Raw genomic sequence first — 16,630 nt, 5'->3', positions numbered from 1 at the left:
CCTCAACAGGCTTTATCATTATGTGCTTTTTTATACAAATAAGGCAGTCAAATCACTGCTATTTTAGCTGGCATCTTTCGAGGAAGCCGATTGTTCATCATCGTCTTGATAAATGAATTTTGGCATTTCTAAGCCAAAGTAAATCGCGATTAGACGTAAGCTAAAACCAAAGATTAAAGTCGAAATCACGGTCAGCTCAAGTGATAAACCGAGCTGAATGCAGCCCCAATAGAAAATCACCGCGACAAAAGAAATACTGGCATACAGCTCACGACGGAAGACCAAAGGGACGTCATTACACAAAATATCACGTAAGATACCGCCTGATACCCCTGTCAGAACTCCTGCGACCGCAGACACCACAAAACCATGTCCCATTTCTAAGGCAATTTGACAGCCGATGATGGTAAAACCGATTAGGCCCAGAGCATCGAGCACCAAGAAAATGTTGCGTAAATGACGCATCCACTTGGCAATCAAAATTGTCATAAAAGCGGCAAAACACGTCAGCATCAGATATTCAGGATGCTTGACCCAAGTCAGCGGATAATGTCCCAATAACACATCGCGGACAGAACCTCCGCCCAGCGCTGTGACACAGGCAATAATCACCACACCAAACCAATCCATACTACGCCGACCCGCCGACAGTGCACCTGTCATTGCCTCTGCTGTGATCGCTATAATATAAATAATAGTGAGTAACATCGCCTGGATTCCATATAGGCTAATTGATGCGCGCTATTCTAAGCCAAATTTGCTTAAAATTATAAAAATTGTGCACAACATTGTTTAAATTTTTTCCCTGAACCGCAGATGCACGCTTGTTTCATGGTGATTTGCATTTCAGTGGTTGGATCTAAAAAATACCAAGCCTCGGCATGTTTCACAAAATGTGAAATTTCATGATGTATCTGTGGCGATGTGCCATCATGATAATGGGCCTTAAACTCAACCATGGCATGGTTTTTATCGAGTTTTTCCTTGGCCTGTACGATGTCTAACTTTAACCATTGGTTGCTTCGACTCCACTCAGAAATTGCTGCAACATCTAGAGCCTGTTGTTGCCCCAACGCTGTGGTTTGTACAATGTAATCAATTTGCTGTTTGGCAAAAGCACTATAACGTGAGCGCATAAGTTGAGTAGCGCTCTGCGCACGGCTTTGTCCCAAGTGCAAAGGCTGACAGCACGTTTCATATTCACCCTGCCCACACGGACACTCAACATTACTCATGATTTTTCCATAAAAAAATAGCTCGACATTGCGAGCTATTTTAACCTGTTCACCCCAGTTTGAGGACGGATTTTAAGATGATTCCTTATGCAGATCCGACTTTGGAATCACATGCACTTTTTCAATTTTGTGCCCATCCATTGTCACCACTTCAAAAATGCAACCATCTGCTTCAAGGCTAGAGCCATTTTCAGGTAAACGACCTAAATGAAAAAGGATATAGCCTGACAAGGTTGAGTACTGCTCGGATTCGTCAACCAAATCCCGATCCAACAATAACGACACATGGCGAATATCGATTGAACCATCGAGCATCAAGCTACCATCTTCTAAACTTTCAGCCACATTGTCTTCGGCATCTTCATCAGGGAACTCCCCTGCAATCGCTTCTAATACGTCAATCGGCGTGGCAATCCCTTCAATCGAGCCATATTCGTTCAAGACCAAAGCCATTTGCAACGGTGCTTGACGCAATTGTTCCATCACCATCAGGACTTGTGCATTTTCATGCACAATCACAGGTTCACGTAAATGTTTATCAAAATCGAGTACACCAGTTTCGATATATTCGTTTAAAACTTTATGGGTCAGCACCACACCGGCGATGTTGTCTAACTCGCCCCGTGCCACGATTAAACGTGAATGCGTAATACTGAGTAGTTGTGATTTGATCGAGGCTTCATCATCCTCTAAATCAATCCACTCCAACTCTGGACGTGGTGTCATCACGGACTTCACAGGACGCTCGGACAAACCCAGCACCCCTTGTACCAAGACACTATGATAGACCCCATTTTCAGGATCAAATACTTCATCCGCATAAGCGCGAGTTGCCAGGACATCTTCAGGCTCAGAGGCATGATCATTATTTTTACCGCCCAACATTCGCAGCACTGCAGACGCAGTTTTATAGCGGAGATCTGTGGTGGTGACCATTTTCTCTTGATTACGGCGCATGGTTTGGTTGATGAATTCAACAATCACCGAGAAACCAATCGCGGCATATAAGTAGCCTTTTGGAATATGGAAACCAAAGCCTTCTACAATCAATGAGAAACCGATCATCATGAGGAAGCCGAGACACAAAATCACCACGGTCGGATGTTTGTTGACGAATTCCATCAAGGCCTTGGATGCCCACAGCATAATGCCCACGGCGATAACCACCGCAATCATCATCACAGACAGGTGTTTAACCATACCGACTGCGGTAATCACCGAGTCTAAGGAAAATACAGCATCCAAAACCACAATCTGAACGATCACCATCCAAAACACAGCATTGGCTGGACTTTCTTCTTTCTGAACCACTTTGGCGTCAATACGTTCATGCAGTTCAATGGTGCCTTTAAACAACAAGAACACCCCACCAAACAAAAGAATCAAATCCCGTCCTGAGAAAGGATGATCGAAGATATGGAACAGCGGCTCGGTCAGTGTCACCACCCAAGCAATTGAGGCCAACAGCACCAAACGCATTAAGAGTGCAAGGATCAAACCAACAACTCTAGCCGTATTGCGTTGTTCTGGTGGAAGTTTCTCCGCCAAAATCGCAATAAAAACGAGGTTATCAATCCCGAGGACAATTTCCAGCACCACCAAGGTGAGTAAGCCCACCCACGCAGAAGGATCAGACATCCATTCAAATATCATGTGATCTGCTCCTGTCGAGGGAATGTATAACGCGCATAATGATTAGGCGAATAAAAATGAAGATTCAGCACTGCTCGCTGTAAATTATTTTCGGAAAACTGAAGATGTCTTGAGCGACAACTACCACTACCCATGTTCGTTCTTGTGTTGTAAAACAGGAAATAAGTATAGGCAAGATCTCAATGAAATTCATCTTTTTTTCAAAAGCGCACTGTTTTAAAGTATTTAACAAATTATTACCCGATTGTGAGATTAAATACAGCTTGCCGTCACATTTCTTGCTTAAACTATGAAAGAAAAAGTAGATAAAGCAAAAGGTAAAAACATACGCCATGAATAGTGAATTAAAAACATCCTCTCTCAACACTGAAGTAAACGTTCAAACCACGCAACCTCTGATCGCACTTTACTGCGGTTCTCGTTCGGGCAATAAACCGATTTATCAAGAAAAAGCGATTGCACTGGCACAAGGTTTAGCTAAACAGGGTTTTGGTCTGGTTTATGGGGGGGCAAGTATTGGCCTCATGGGACAAGTGGCCGATGCCATGATTAGCCACGGCGGTGAAGCCGTCGGCGTCATTCCAGAATTTATGCTGGATTATGAAATTGCGCATCACCAACTGACCGAATTACATGTTGTACAAACCATGCATGAGCGCAAAGCCTTAATGGCCGAACGTGCAAGTGCCTTTGTCGCACTACCTGGTGGTTTAGGCACTTTTGAAGAAATTTTAGAAGTGGCAACCTGGGGACAACTGAACCAACACCAAAAGCCGATGATGATTTATAACGTCAATGGTTTCTATGACGCACTGATTACCCAGTTGGATCATGCAGTAGAAGAAGGTTTTCTACCGCCACAGCACCGCGCAAAACTGATTGTGTGCAACCATGCTGAACAGATTTATTCAGCCATTGCCAACCTCGGCAGTCCAACACACTTTGCCATTTAAACCCTGTTCTTAATGCCATAAAAAGCGAGCCTAGAGCTCGCTTGTTTAACATGTGCGGTTATTGTCCATAATGGGTGACAAAGTTATAGAACCACGGCAGTGTGGTCGCCAAAATCACGGACATGGCTAAGCCAAACATCAATTTCATCGCATCTTTACTGACGTTACGCGAAGTGCGGTGTTTGTTCACTTCATCAAAAATCATCGACATTGCAAACTCACGACCTGCAAGTAAACCTAAGAATACCCATGTGGTACTCATTGGAATATTGCTCCACTCTTTGAAGACCAACAAAATGAGGGCATACATAAAGTCAATAATGGTCGCTGCACGAATATCGGTAACACCTGTTTTGGTATCGACAATCTTCTGAATCGCACCACCACGTTGGTACAAAATCACCGCCAACAACACCACAAAGACCGTGATGGCAAACAGTAAAAATGAAAACGGCACTTGACGGGGTACATAGACGAAAATATTGGCCAAATCTTGAATCAGCCACTGACTCCACAGAAAAGCCGTAGAGACCCACTGTAGCCCAATCCAAATATGCGACGGTTCTTGATTACGGGTTTTCGCAAAATACTTCGCGACTTGGCGCATCACAAAACGATAGACAATAATCGCAACCACAAAGGCCACCGCATAGCCCATCATCGATTTCACCATCATCGAGCCTAAACTTGCAGGCGAGAAAATGGTTAAAACCAAGAAAGTGGTACTGACGGGAATTCCGTATTTGGTTAAAAATAACAGTAAAATCGGTGGCACAATATAGAGCCACGTGACTCCACCCTCAGGAAAAGGGATCGTTTCTAAACGGCCATATGATGCATCACCCACACCAGATGCATACCAACCATAAATCAACACCACCACCAAAATGCTGCTGATAAAGAGCCAAAGCACCCACCATGGACGATGTGCATTGGATGAAATAAACGTACCTAATGTCTGTGGCACATCATTTCCGACGATAGAATAAGCGGCTAAACAGAAGCCTATCACCATCAAAATTTCGATTGTCATAAAACCAACCTTTTGAATAATTTATTCCAAGACAGTGCCCTTGGACGTTTGCCAAAGATTATGACGGTTTTATTTCATTTTCATGACATCCCTGTCATATATTTTTTGTAGCGCCATAAAAAAAGAGCACCGTAGTGCTCTTTTTTCAAATTCAAAGTTCAGTTTTTTAATTGAGTTTGACTTCATAAACTGCTGTACTACCACTGACTTCATTTCCCACCACCAACAGCGGGTGACCATTGGGTGAATTCTTCGCCGCGATAAAAATCAAACCTTCTGGACCTAAGTCCCCTTGCTTCGTGACTTCAGTTTCATTGGTATTGCGATGGTTCAAATACTGAACAAATTTAGCCTGATTCGGGTTGCTAATGTCATACACCATGATGCCACTGGCACGCTCAAGTCCAATAAAGGCAAAGGTCTTTTCACCAATTTTACCCAAAGTCACACCTTCAGGTTCAGGGCCTTTATTGTCACTACGGTCATCAAATTTAAATGCTTCATGATTGCTATTAAATTGCTCTGGGAACAGCTCCGCAATTTTTCGCTCAAACTCACTCCCCGAGTCCCATACAATCTGCTTGGTTTCAGGGTCGACAATACTTACCGAACGACCACCATAGGCATATAATTTGTCATAAGTCAGACGCCCATTTTCATCCAGCTTTGGCAGACCAGTCAGTAGATCTTTTTGATAACCTTGCGTCCAACTAATGGTCAAACGTCCAATTTGTGAATCTTTAATTAAATTGTCCGCGCAGACTTCTGTTGCATCAGCCGTTTGACAAGGTTTAAACACCTCGGGGTTTAATTTTGCCCCTTTCAAACCCGGTGCAAGTTGACGTAAATGCGCGGCATAATCACCTTTGGCGTCAAAACCTGCTTTTTTAAACAAATGTTTGATGCGTATCTCTTCAGCATAACCAGCATTTAAGTCCCCGCCTTCAAAGTATTTGGCTTCATCCCTTAACCATTCACGGGCATCCCCTTCATTGGCCGTGACCAAATAGGTTTTACCATTGGCTTGATATTGTGCAATGGCATCGGGCATATACATGCCATATAGCCCTGGCCAAGAGCGGATATTAATCATGCCTGCATCTTTTGCACATTCTGTAATACTACGCCCCAAAGAGTCTTGGCCAATAGCACAGTCACGGTCATTTCCATCCAAGGCATTTTCAGGCAAACTATGGTCCTTGTAGCCCATCGGGAAAAGATCAACAAATTGATTTTTTGCTAAGTCTAAAACCCCAATGGCATTATTTTCCTGCAAACTGACCCATGCTTTTTTACCATCAGCACTGACTGCGATGTACTCAGGCTCTAGGTCTTGTGCAACGGTGGTCGTTTGAATACCTGCGGTCGCTACATTTGAGTATTGACTGATGTCTGGGCCAAAAATACGAATGCCTACATCTAATAAGTCTTGTTTACGGTCATTCCATGTGTGGAAGCCCGCAATGATTGCTGTTGGTTTTTGAATATCTGAAATATCAATAATGCTGACCGAACCTTCGGGATCAACTTGATACCCTTCATTCGGTTCCGCTTCATTCGCTACCAGTACTTTTCGACCATCAGGAGTGAAGGTCAACATATCTGGCAAAGCCCCTACAGTGACTTGGCTGATAAAAGAGAGATCCTGTGCTTTAAAGAAAGCCACAATATCGGTTTGGGTTTTATCCTCAGCCTGAACCGCCAGTGCCACGATGCCATTATGCACCGCGACACTATTCACCTCGGAATTAGATAAATAAGTTTTAGCATCCAAAGATTGGATATATGTCGGCTGCGCTGGCTGGGAGAAATCTAAAACATCGACCATGCCCTTTTGTGCATTCACCACGAACAGACGCTTACTCGCAGCATCATAGGCGGGGATCTCCGCTGCACTCTGTCCAAATATCCCCGACTCATAACTTGCAAGATGAACCAGTTCAATACTATTCGGCGTGGCTTCCTCTACCACTGGTGGTGATGTGATGGTTTGCGCATCATCACTGTCATTACACCCCGCTAAGCCCAACCCCATGTATGCTAAAAAGACAGCACTATATGTTTTATTCATTATGATCTAAATATCGGTTCAAATTTAACCAATGTATGACGTACGCGTTGCAAACACATGACGTAGAGATGTCAATTTGATGGCATGTGATAAATGCACATTCGCAACAACAGTCCAACTTAAATTAAGCTAAACTGTTTAAAAATTTCACTTTGTTGTATCTATGAACCAAACGCCGACCCATCAAGCACTCGCTCCTGAGTACCGTCTTTTGGTACTTCTGGTTTCGATTGGCTTTTTTATGCAAGGCTTAGATACTACCATTGTGAATACTGCTCTACCGGCTATGGCAGTCAGTTTAAATGAAGACCCGCTGCAAATGCATAGCGTGGTGGTGGCCTATGTGCTTGCCGTTGCTGCCTGTATTCCCTTGAGTGGCTGGCTCGCAGACCGTTTTGGGGTGCGCAATACTTATTTCAGTGCCATTATCATTTTTACCCTTGCTTCGCTGGGCTGTGGCTTTTCTGAAAGCGTAAATGAGTTGTTGTTCTATCGCGTGCTACAAGGCGTAGGCGGTGCATTATTGCTCCCTGTTGGCCGCTTAGCCATGCTCAAAGTCATTCCGCGGACGCAGTTTTTATCAGCCATGAGTTTGATGAGTCTCGCGGGACTGATTGGCCCTCTGATTGGTCCAACACTCGGGGGCTGGTTGGTCGAAGTCAGTACATGGCATTGGATTTTCCTGATTAACCTCCCCATGGGGCTGTTAGGTGTCCTGATTAGCTTTAAAGCCATGCCGAATGTCACCGAGCAGAATGTACCGCGTTTTGACTTTTGGGGTTTTATCCTGTTGGTGATCACCATGGCAGGGCTATCTCTAGGGATTGAAAATTTTGCCAGTCCGCACCTGACTTTATGGTGGAGTATGGGGCTGATTGTACTGAGCTTAGTAGCTGCACTCTGGTATGCCTATCATGCACATACCCATCAAAATGCGCTATTTCGCAGTAAACTGTTTCGTAACCGCATTTATGCCGTGGGTATTTTAGGTAACTTCTTTGCTCGCCTCGGTGGCAATGCCATGCCTTTTTTGATGCCACTCATGCTCCAAGTAGCTTTCGGTTTTGAACCTTTTGTGACAGGCCTCTTGATGATTCCAACAGTGCTAGGCTCACTGGCCTCAAAACCCATTATTCGTCACTTGATTCAGCGCTTCGGGTATCGCCACGTGCTTTTGGTTAACACCTTGTTGGTTGGTGCATGTATCGCCAGTTTTGCCCTCAATACCGCAGACACCCCAACTTGGCTACGCGCGCTGCATTTCTTTATTTTTGGTATGCTGAACTCACTGCAATTTGTATCTATGAACACCCTCACGCTGAAAGATTTACCACAACAAGATGCCAGCAGTGGCAACAGTTTTTTGTCAATGATCATGATGGTTTCGATGAGTATTGGCGTGGCTCTGGCAGGTACTTTGGTCAATGTCTTTACGGCATATTGGGGCACAGATCACATCGTCATGGCATTCCATAACACCTTAATTGTTTTGGGTTGTATTAACCTGATAACCGCAGCTATTTTCTGGCACATCCCCAAAGATACCGTGGATGAATAACAGATACGAAGTGCTACCATTTACTGACCATAATCATCATAGTCAGTTCCACAAATTCGAGCTATGATGATGAGCTAAAAACCAATACCTGCAAAAGCATGTCCGCAAGAAAAAAAGTTTCCACGCCGTCAAAAATCTCATATCCCTATTACATAATTGCCTGTGTAGTGATGCTATGTGTCGGACTGGGAATCACCTATTTTTTCTTGCAGAACAATGTCGCATCTGCCCAAGAGTATCCGGTAAAAGGCTTTGATGTGTCTCATCATCAGGGCGATATCCAATGGCAATCCATTTCTCCCCAAGAGTTTAAATTCGTCTATTTAAAAGCCACCGAAGGGGGCGATTTCAAAGACCGTAAATTTCAGGACAATTGGCTCAAAGCCCGTGAACAAGGCTTTTTAGTCGGGGCTTATCATTTTTATCGTTTATGCCGTGATGGCCAGATTCAGGCGCAGAACTTTATCGAAACTGTGCCGAAGAAAACCGATAGTTTGCCGCCTGTGATTGATTTGGAATATGACAGCAACTGTATCAACACCTATACCAGAGAACAGCTGCTCAAAGAGATTCAGGTCATGCACGACCAACTGTATAAACACTATGGTTTGCAACCCATTTTTTATACATCTAAAGCATTTTATAATATTATTTTGGTCGATGAATTTAAACAAACTCCCCTTTGGATTCGTGAATATCAAGGCAAGCCTGAGCTCAAAGGCAATCCGAAATGGACCTTTTGGCAACACACCAGCCAAGGTCAAATTAAAGGCATACCAACCTTGGTGGATCTCAATGTATTTCACGGCTCAGAACAAGATTGGATCAGCTTTTTAGAGCGCCAAGCGCTTTATGAACCGCCACAAAACTTACCGATCAAGTAAGCAGTTTCAAGCTCATCTTTGAAGTTCAAATACAAAAATACCAAGTCAAATTCTGTCGCTTATGCCGCATACAGGACTACGCAATCGATCTGAATAGTGCAATACTGACTTAGGTTTCAACATTAAAATTCAACATGCGAAAAATCATTCACATCGACATGGATGCCTTCTATGCCTCGGTGGAGTTACTTGATCGTCCTGACTTAAAGCATTTACCTGTAGTGATTTCTTCACACCATCCTCGTGCCGTCATTGCTGCCGCATCCTACCCTGCACGTCACTACGGACTCCGCTCTGCCATGTCGATGACTCAAGCCAAAAAACGCTGCCCTCAAGTGATAGTAATTGAACCTAATTTCGCTAAATATCGTGCGGTCTCAGAGCAAATTCATACAATTTTTCAGCGTTATACCACACTCATTGAACCGCTTTCATTAGATGAAGCTTATTTAGATGTGACGGAAAATTTACAACAACTGGCAAGCGCCACAGAGGTTGCTGAACGCATCCGTGCTGATATTTTTCAGAGCATAGGCCTGACCGCCTCTGCGGGTGTAGCACCGAATAAGTTTCTAGCCAAAGTTGCTTCGGACTGGAATAAACCCAATGGTATCTGCGTGATTAAACCCTCACAAGTTCAGCAGTTTATTCAGCACTTGCAGCTTAAAAAAATCCCCGGAGTGGGTAAAGTCATGCAAGAAAAATTACATGCGCTCAAACTTGAAACTTTAGGTGATTTACAGCATGTAGATGAAAATATCCTGATTCATCATTTTGGCAAGTATGGAAAACAGCTCTATCTATATGCACAAGGGATTGATGAGCGTCCTGTACAAGCGGAACGAGAACGTCAGCAAATTTCAAAAGAAACCACTTTTGATGATGACTTAATCCTTGAACAATGTCTCCCATTTTGGCCCAAGTTGATTGCACAAGTCTGGCAAAGCTTAGAGAAAAAGCAACTGTATGCCCGCGGTGTCACCGTCAAACTGAAACTGAAAAACTTTCAAACCTTACAGCACAGTAAAAGCTTCAAAACGCCATTAAAGCATCAAACTGAACTACAAATGACCTTAGATATCTTACTCAAAGAAATGCAAATCACACCGGATCAACAATTTCGTCTTATCGGTGTTGGGGTCTATGCACTTTCGACTCAAGAGCCTTTACCCCAGCTCTCTTTATGGTCTGACTGATTGCTCAATGAGTCATTTTTTAACCAAAAGAACAAAAATAATGCAATTTAGCATTCACAAACTGTGTTTTTAGAGTAATCTAATGACGCGCTGCATTTATCCATGTAACCGCTGAGATGCTAAAACTTACCTTTACTTTTAGCATACGTCCTGTGATTGGCGTGACGATCAAATCCGAAGATTACAGGACATCTCTGATATTTATATGGTATTTCCCCTCTATATTACAGAGTAGCGCTCTAGCATCAGAATAATCCAATATTTAAAAATATACTTTTATAAAGCCTGAATAAGATTGAACTATTAATCGCGTTGCTTCATTTTTTGTAATTCCCACGTCAAGATACTGAACCCATCCTCTGTTCACATGCACTTATAACAATAGATAAGATCCTTCAAGCTGTAAAATTCTGCACCTGATTGAAAGCCAACATCGTAGCCATCTGTCATACATGAGTTTGTGGTAGGCTATTGAACTACTTTTCATCTTCTATTTTTATACTCATCACACAGGATGCATACATCATGACGGTTCAACGTTTGCATGTCTCAAATCGTTTTTCTGAAGTTGCGATTGCTGGCAACCTCGTTCATTTGGCAGGTCAATTGGCGTCTGACTTTGATCTCGATATTAAAGGTCAAACCCAACAAACATTCGACATGATTGACCAATTTTTAGCTGATGCAGGCACAGATAAAAGCCATATCTTATCGGTGACGATTTATTTAAAAGACATTGAAAATGACTATGCAGCGTTCAATGAAGTTTGGGATGCTTGGGTTGCAGACATTGATGCCTTACCCCGTACGTGTGTTGAAGCTAAACTTTATGATCCACGAGTATTGGTAGAGTTAACCGTTATTGCAGTGAAACCTGCATAAAAAATACATGCATGATAAAAACATGATTTTTCATGTTTTTATCATACGCACTGAGATTCAGTTAGCCGATCAGACGTAATTTTCGATTTTGTGCTGCATTATAGTAATCATATTTTTTGGCTACACGCGTATCTTTAGTCGAACGCGACGAAGCATAGAGATCGCCATAAAAATCTTCACGTAACTGATGATAGTCAGGCACTTCTTCATAACGAATCACTTTATAGCCAGCCATCTCGAGGATCGCATCCTTAAACTGTGCCTTTTGTGGACGTTTCAGTGAAAGCGGATCTTCTAAAGCAACCACTGCCAAAACTTGTTGTGCACTATCCATAATGACAAAATCAGCCACCAAATTGCGGTATTTGTTTCGCGTACGCGAAAATTTTGTAGTCAGTAAGGCATCATAAGACACATGTGCCAGAACAGTATGATGCGGTAAAATTTCTTTCAAACGAGTATAAGTCAGTTGCTCATGCATACTAAAAATAGCACGTTGTCTTAATGCACTATCTTGCTGCTTGGTCTTAGGGATCAACGCTTTACTCGCTAAAATCATGACCAGTATCAACAACACGCTACCAATTACCATATAAGTTGTCATATTTTCATCCTTTTGATCTTTATTATAATTTTCGGTATCACAACCATTTTTATTCGATCAGTATAACCTACTGACCATTTATCCAAACCACGCAATAAAAAAACTAAAGCTAAAATCAAACAAACGCTGGTAAAACTAAACAATTTTTTGCAATGTCATTCGTTGTAACACGTTTTGTTTTAATCTAAATGAAATTTTGGCTCTTTAGCCTATCTACACTGTAATAGAGTGATTCATTCACGTGCAATATGATTTTTTGGACTGACCCAATTTTCCAGACGGATGGCAGAAAAACCAATCTTTGAGCTATTTTGCTAAAGCAATAAAAAGATCGATCCCAAAAAAGGATGCCGTAGCATCCTTTTTTATATTCAATTGCGATTAAGCACGTGACTTAGACTTTGGTTTTGACTTTGAATGTCCAAATGGCTTCTTGGCATCACCTGCTTCACGCGGTGGTAAACCTGTATGCTGCGTTAAAATCTGACCGCGCTCAGGACGCTTTTTGGTATTTGATGGACGCGATTGATTTTTCGCTTGTTGGTTACGGTTATCACCATTACGTTTTTGCGAATCGCCATCCACGGTTGAGTTTTTCTTCCGAGCAGACTGATACTGACCTTCTGTCCCTTGCGGTTGATAGGTTGGAATCAAATGCTGTTTCGAGTTACCAATCAAATCTTGGCGACCCATCTCCTTTAAAGCTTCACGTAATAATGGCCAGTTGTTTGGATCATGATAACGCAAGAAGGCTTTATGCAGACGACGACGCTTCTCACCTTTCACAATATCCACATCTTCAGTATATCGCGCCACTTTAGCTAATGGGTTTTTACCCGTGTGATACATGGTGGTCGCAGTTGCCATTGGCGATGGATAGAAAGTCTGTACCTGATCGGCACGGAAACCATTTTTCTTCAACCAAATCGCCAAATTCATCATGTCATATTCGGTCGTACCTGGATGTGCTGCGATAAAGTACGGAATTAAATACTGCTCTTTACCTGCTTCCTTACTGAAACGATCAAACATTTGCTTGAAACGATCATAGGTCCCGATGCCTGGTTTCATCATCTTCGACAATGGACCTTTTTCGGTATGTTCAGGCGCAATTTTTAAATAACCACCAACATGATGCTGTACCAATTCTTTGACATATTCAGGGTTTAACACCGCCAAGTCATAGCGCAAGCCTGAACCAATCAGAATCTTTTTAATGCCTTTAATGGCACGTGCTTTACGATATAGCTGCGTTAAAGGTGCATGATCGGTATGTAAGTTTTGACACACACCCGGATAAACACAGGATGGTTTACGACAATTCTTTTCAATCTCAGGGTCTTTACAGTACAAACGATACATGTTTGCTGTAGGCCCACCTAAGTCAGAAATGATGCCGGTAAAGCCCGGTGCGGTATCACGAATCTTTTCCACTTCACGCAAAATTGATTCTTCAGAACGGTTTTGAATGATACGTCCTTCATGTTCTGTAATCGAACAGAAAGTACAACCACCAAAACAACCACGCATGATGTTCACAGAGAACTTAATCATGTCAAATGCAGGGAAACGGGCATCGCCATAGACAGGATGCGGTAGACGTGCATAAGGTAAATCAAATACATAATCCATTTCTTCCGTCGTTAACGGAATCGGTGGAGCATTTAACCAAACATCACGCTCGCCATGCTTTTGTACCAAAGCACGCGCATTGCCAGGGTTGGTTTCTAAATGCAAAATACGGTTAGCATGCGCATACAGCACAGGATCATTCACCACTTCCTCAAAAGATGGTAAACGAATCACTGCCAGTTCACGCGGCGGTAATTTATGTTTAATTGCCTTTGAAGACGGCTGTAATTGCACAATTTGTGTATCAGGATCGAGTTTATCCCCTTCACGAACAATTTGATTCGTCACAATTTCTTTTTGGAAATTTTGGTATTGAGTTAAAGAATTACCCTTATCTTTTTCAATTTCACAGCCATCTAAATCTTCAGTCATCACATAAGGATTGATAATCGGATCAACACGGCCAATGGTATCCACATCATTCGATGCGATTTCCACAAACTTGGCTTTAGATGGACGATTTAATTTATTCACAATAAATGCCGTGCCACGAACATCGGTAATTTCGTGAATTTTTTCGCCTTTGGCTAAGCGATGCATCACTTCAGTAATTGAACGCTCACCATTACCATACATCAAAAGATCGGCTTTTGAGTCCATCAACACTGAACGACGTACTTTATCTGACCAATAGTCATAGTGCGCAATACGACGTAAAGACGCTTCTATTCCACCTAACAATACAGGTACATCTGGAAATGCTTCGCGCACACGCTGGCAATATACGGTTGCTGCACGGTCTGGACGTTTATTGGGTAAATTATCTGGTGAATAGGCATCATCAGAACGAATTTTACGATCAGCCGTATAACGGTTGATCATCGAATCCATGTTCCCAGCAGTCACACCCCAAGCAATATTGGGCTTACCTAAAACACGAAAAGCTTCAACATTAGTCCAATCTGGTTGCGCAATAATGCCGACACGGAAACCTTGTGCTTCTAACGTACGACCAATAATGCCCGAACAAAATGATGGATGATCAATATAAGCATCACCGCAGACCAAAATAAAGTCGCAACTATCCCAACCGAGTTGGTCCATTTCCTCGCGCGACATCGGCAAAAATGGCGCAGGTTCAAAACATGACGCCCAATATTTGTCGTAATCAAACAACGCTTTAGGCGCGGTCTGCATAGTATAAGCAGTAGACATGGCTAGCAATTCTCGGCTGGCAGATGAAAGATCTGAAATAAAGATCAAAGATGAAAGCCGATCATTTTACCATGAATTACATTCAGCTTGCTTGGTTAAAAAAGCATCATATACAGCACGTTATCATTTATTTTTTTTATGCAAACGTAATTTCGAAGTTTTTATTTAAAAAGAAACAATTCGACAGTGAAGAGCCAAAAGCTGGCCCTTCATTCCTTAAAGAATAAAGACCAATGTCCAGTCACTTGGGAAAGTAGAGACAATGCACCGAAACCCAACAGTTTCAGCTGAATTATGCAGCAAAGAATGAAAAATTAACATCAACTATAGCTATGCCGATCTCTCAGAATATCCCTCACTTTATGGCGTTTTTCTTTAAGATCTCACCCATTCCCTTTTAAGATTCTAATATTTAGATTAATGAAAGATGCTGCTAAAAATAAACACCATCTTTCATCATGTAAAAACTCAAATCAATTCAGTTCTTTCATACCAACTTTATTCTTTTTGAGCGGTCGATAAGTCCATAATCAACTTTGTCGCTAAATATAAACGCGGCACAATACTTTCGACCAGAATATATTCCGCATTATTCGAATGTGCACCGTCACCAGATAAACCCATACCTTCTAAAATTGCTGCTTTTGAATTTAAGCCAGCAAATGCCGCATCTGTACCTCCACCTGTTGCTTCGGCTAAGACTTTCATTGGTAAGTTAAAATCAGTTTTGTAAATAAGCTGTGCTTGTTCAGCCAATTTTTTTGCCTGTGGGTTTGCCATTAAAGGTGGGCGACGCATTTCAAACTTTAACTTAACTTCACTATCAGCTAACTTTTTATGTTTAATCCTTTCCTGTAATACACGTTCCACTTGCTGAAAATCTTTAACTTGCAAGGCACGAACATCTGCTTGTGCAGTTGCAAGGTCTGGAATCACGTTACGCACTTTACCTGCACTCGCCACCGTCCAGTTTAATTTCAACCCCGTTTTAGGATTCGATAAATCTTGTAACTGTAAGATTTGATGTGACAATTCTGTCAGTGCATTTATGCCTGCTTCAGGCTTAACCCCTGCATGTACAGATTTCCCGTGAACCTCTAAATATGCTGCACCAATCCCACTGGTGGCTAATCGTAAACTACCATCTTTACCACCACCTTCAAATGACAAAACTACATCTTGGTCTTGTGCAGTTTCAGTAATCAGTTTGCGTGAACCTGGCGAACTGATCTCTTCATCGGAGTTAAGTAAGACTGTTTTAATTGTTCGGCGACATATTTAGCGATCTTATTCACGCCGACAAGATCTTTAATCCCCGACTCAATATTGACTAAAGCCTCTAGAGCCTAAATAATTCTTTTTTTCTGACTCAACCAGATATTTGACCTGATCATTAGATACAGCATGTACTTGCCCAAAAGCCAAACAGCTCAACAACGCACATGAAATTAAAGGAAGTTTTTTCAGTTGGTATTGAATTTTATTAGACATACTCATTATTCCATTTAAAGATATTGCTAACAAACTATGAACATTTGATTGACTATCCAATATTTTTAAAATCTTAAAACAAAAATGTTGGGTAGATTAAATGTCATGATCGATAAATAAGTAAATCAGTATGTATAAAGCAATCCTAAATATAAATTAGCCGATTGATTCGTATATTACTTAATCTTTTCATCATAAAAAAATCCCCCTCTGCATTAAGCGGAGGGGGATTTAGAATTAATGAGCTGGCGATGACTTACTCTCACATGGATAACTCCACACT

Annotated in this window: 14 protein-coding genes; 5 read left to right on the top strand and 9 right to left on the bottom strand. The window is 42.1% G+C overall.

Annotated features, from left to right (window positions below):
• Nucleotides 1–63 precede the first annotated feature (63 nt).
• The 3 genes from ACG9ZB_RS10870 to ACG9ZB_RS10860 all read right to left on the bottom strand — a co-directional run bounded on the left by ACG9ZB_RS10870 (nucleotide 64) and on the right by ACG9ZB_RS10860 (nucleotide 2,888).
• Nucleotides 64–708, bottom strand: coding sequence for a trimeric intracellular cation channel family protein (locus ACG9ZB_RS10870; RefSeq protein ID WP_004692884.1), 645 nt, complete (start codon nucleotides 706–708; stop codon nucleotides 64–66).
• A gap of 59 nt (nucleotides 709–767) precedes the next feature.
• Entirely contained in the window at nucleotides 768–1,235 is a 468-nt protein-coding gene (locus tag ACG9ZB_RS10865; RefSeq protein ID WP_419325762.1) for a YchJ family protein, read from the bottom strand.
• Nucleotides 1,236–1,307: 72 nt separating this feature from the next.
• Entirely contained in the window at nucleotides 1,308–2,888 is a 1,581-nt protein-coding gene (locus ACG9ZB_RS10860) for a TerC family protein (RefSeq protein ID WP_419325760.1), read from the bottom strand.
• 332 nt (nucleotides 2,889–3,220) lie between these two features.
• Here ACG9ZB_RS10860 and ACG9ZB_RS10855 point away from each other — a divergent pair, with 332 nt between their 5' ends.
• Nucleotides 3,221–3,841, top strand: coding sequence for a TIGR00730 family Rossman fold protein (locus ACG9ZB_RS10855; RefSeq protein ID WP_419325758.1), 621 nt, complete (start codon nucleotides 3,221–3,223; stop codon nucleotides 3,839–3,841).
• A 58-nt stretch (nucleotides 3,842–3,899) separates the two neighbouring features.
• On the opposite strand, the gene ACG9ZB_RS10850 is transcribed toward ACG9ZB_RS10855, so the two are convergent.
• Together ACG9ZB_RS10850 and ACG9ZB_RS10845 are read right to left on the bottom strand one after the other, a co-directional pair.
• Nucleotides 3,900–4,874, bottom strand: coding sequence for a hypothetical protein (locus tag ACG9ZB_RS10850; RefSeq protein WP_004978518.1), 975 nt, complete (start codon nucleotides 4,872–4,874; stop codon nucleotides 3,900–3,902).
• 166 nt (nucleotides 4,875–5,040) lie between these two features.
• Entirely contained in the window at nucleotides 5,041–6,945 is a 1,905-nt protein-coding gene (locus ACG9ZB_RS10845) for a choice-of-anchor I family protein (RefSeq protein ID WP_419325757.1), read from the bottom strand.
• A 163-nt stretch (nucleotides 6,946–7,108) separates the two neighbouring features.
• On the opposite strand from ACG9ZB_RS10845, the gene mdtD reads away from it, so the two are divergent.
• From mdtD to ACG9ZB_RS10825, 4 genes are all read left to right on the top strand, one after another.
• Nucleotides 7,109–8,503: a multidrug transporter subunit MdtD gene (gene mdtD / locus ACG9ZB_RS10840; protein ID WP_419325756.1), complete on the top strand. Its 1,395-nt coding sequence runs from the start codon at nucleotides 7,109–7,111 to the stop codon at nucleotides 8,501–8,503.
• A gap of 170 nt (nucleotides 8,504–8,673) precedes the next feature.
• Nucleotides 8,674–9,387: a GH25 family lysozyme gene (locus ACG9ZB_RS10835; protein ID WP_419325838.1), complete on the top strand. Its 714-nt coding sequence runs from the start codon at nucleotides 8,674–8,676 to the stop codon at nucleotides 9,385–9,387.
• A gap of 134 nt (nucleotides 9,388–9,521) precedes the next feature.
• On the top strand, nucleotides 9,522–10,583 hold the full coding sequence (gene dinB / locus ACG9ZB_RS10830) for a DNA polymerase IV (RefSeq protein WP_419325755.1): 1,062 nt from the start codon (nucleotides 9,522–9,524) through the stop codon (nucleotides 10,581–10,583).
• A 525-nt stretch (nucleotides 10,584–11,108) separates the two neighbouring features.
• Entirely contained in the window at nucleotides 11,109–11,465 is a 357-nt protein-coding gene (locus ACG9ZB_RS10825) for a RidA family protein (protein WP_419325754.1), read from the top strand.
• A 61-nt stretch (nucleotides 11,466–11,526) separates the two neighbouring features.
• Here ACG9ZB_RS10825 and ACG9ZB_RS10820 read toward each other — a convergent pair whose 3' ends face one another.
• From ACG9ZB_RS10820 to ACG9ZB_RS10805, 4 genes are all read right to left on the bottom strand, one after another.
• Complete coding sequence (locus ACG9ZB_RS10820) at nucleotides 11,527–12,069, bottom strand: DUF2726 domain-containing protein (protein ID WP_419325752.1); 543 nt, start codon at nucleotides 12,067–12,069, stop codon at nucleotides 11,527–11,529.
• Nucleotides 12,070–12,450: 381 nt separating this feature from the next.
• The gene (locus ACG9ZB_RS10815; protein ID WP_419325751.1) at nucleotides 12,451–14,856 is read right to left on the bottom strand and encodes a YgiQ family radical SAM protein; all 2,406 of its coding nucleotides are present in this window, start codon (nucleotides 14,854–14,856) and stop codon (nucleotides 12,451–12,453) included.
• A gap of 498 nt (nucleotides 14,857–15,354) precedes the next feature.
• The gene (locus ACG9ZB_RS10810; protein ID WP_419325836.1) at nucleotides 15,355–16,119 is read right to left on the bottom strand and encodes a glutamate carboxypeptidase; all 765 of its coding nucleotides are present in this window, start codon (nucleotides 16,117–16,119) and stop codon (nucleotides 15,355–15,357) included.
• A gap of 57 nt (nucleotides 16,120–16,176) precedes the next feature.
• Nucleotides 16,177–16,347 carry a hypothetical protein gene (locus ACG9ZB_RS10805; RefSeq protein ID WP_419325749.1) on the bottom strand — a complete coding sequence of 57 codons (171 nt, stop codon included), beginning with the start codon at nucleotides 16,345–16,347 and terminating at the stop codon, nucleotides 16,177–16,179.
• Nucleotides 16,348–16,630: the final 283 nt, after the last annotated feature.

Origin of the sequence: Acinetobacter johnsonii, assembly GCF_048551975.1 — a bacterium.
Classification (GTDB): domain Bacteria; phylum Pseudomonadota; class Gammaproteobacteria; order Pseudomonadales; family Moraxellaceae; genus Acinetobacter; species Acinetobacter johnsonii_A.
This window is presented reverse-complemented; position numbering and strand designations above follow the sequence as displayed.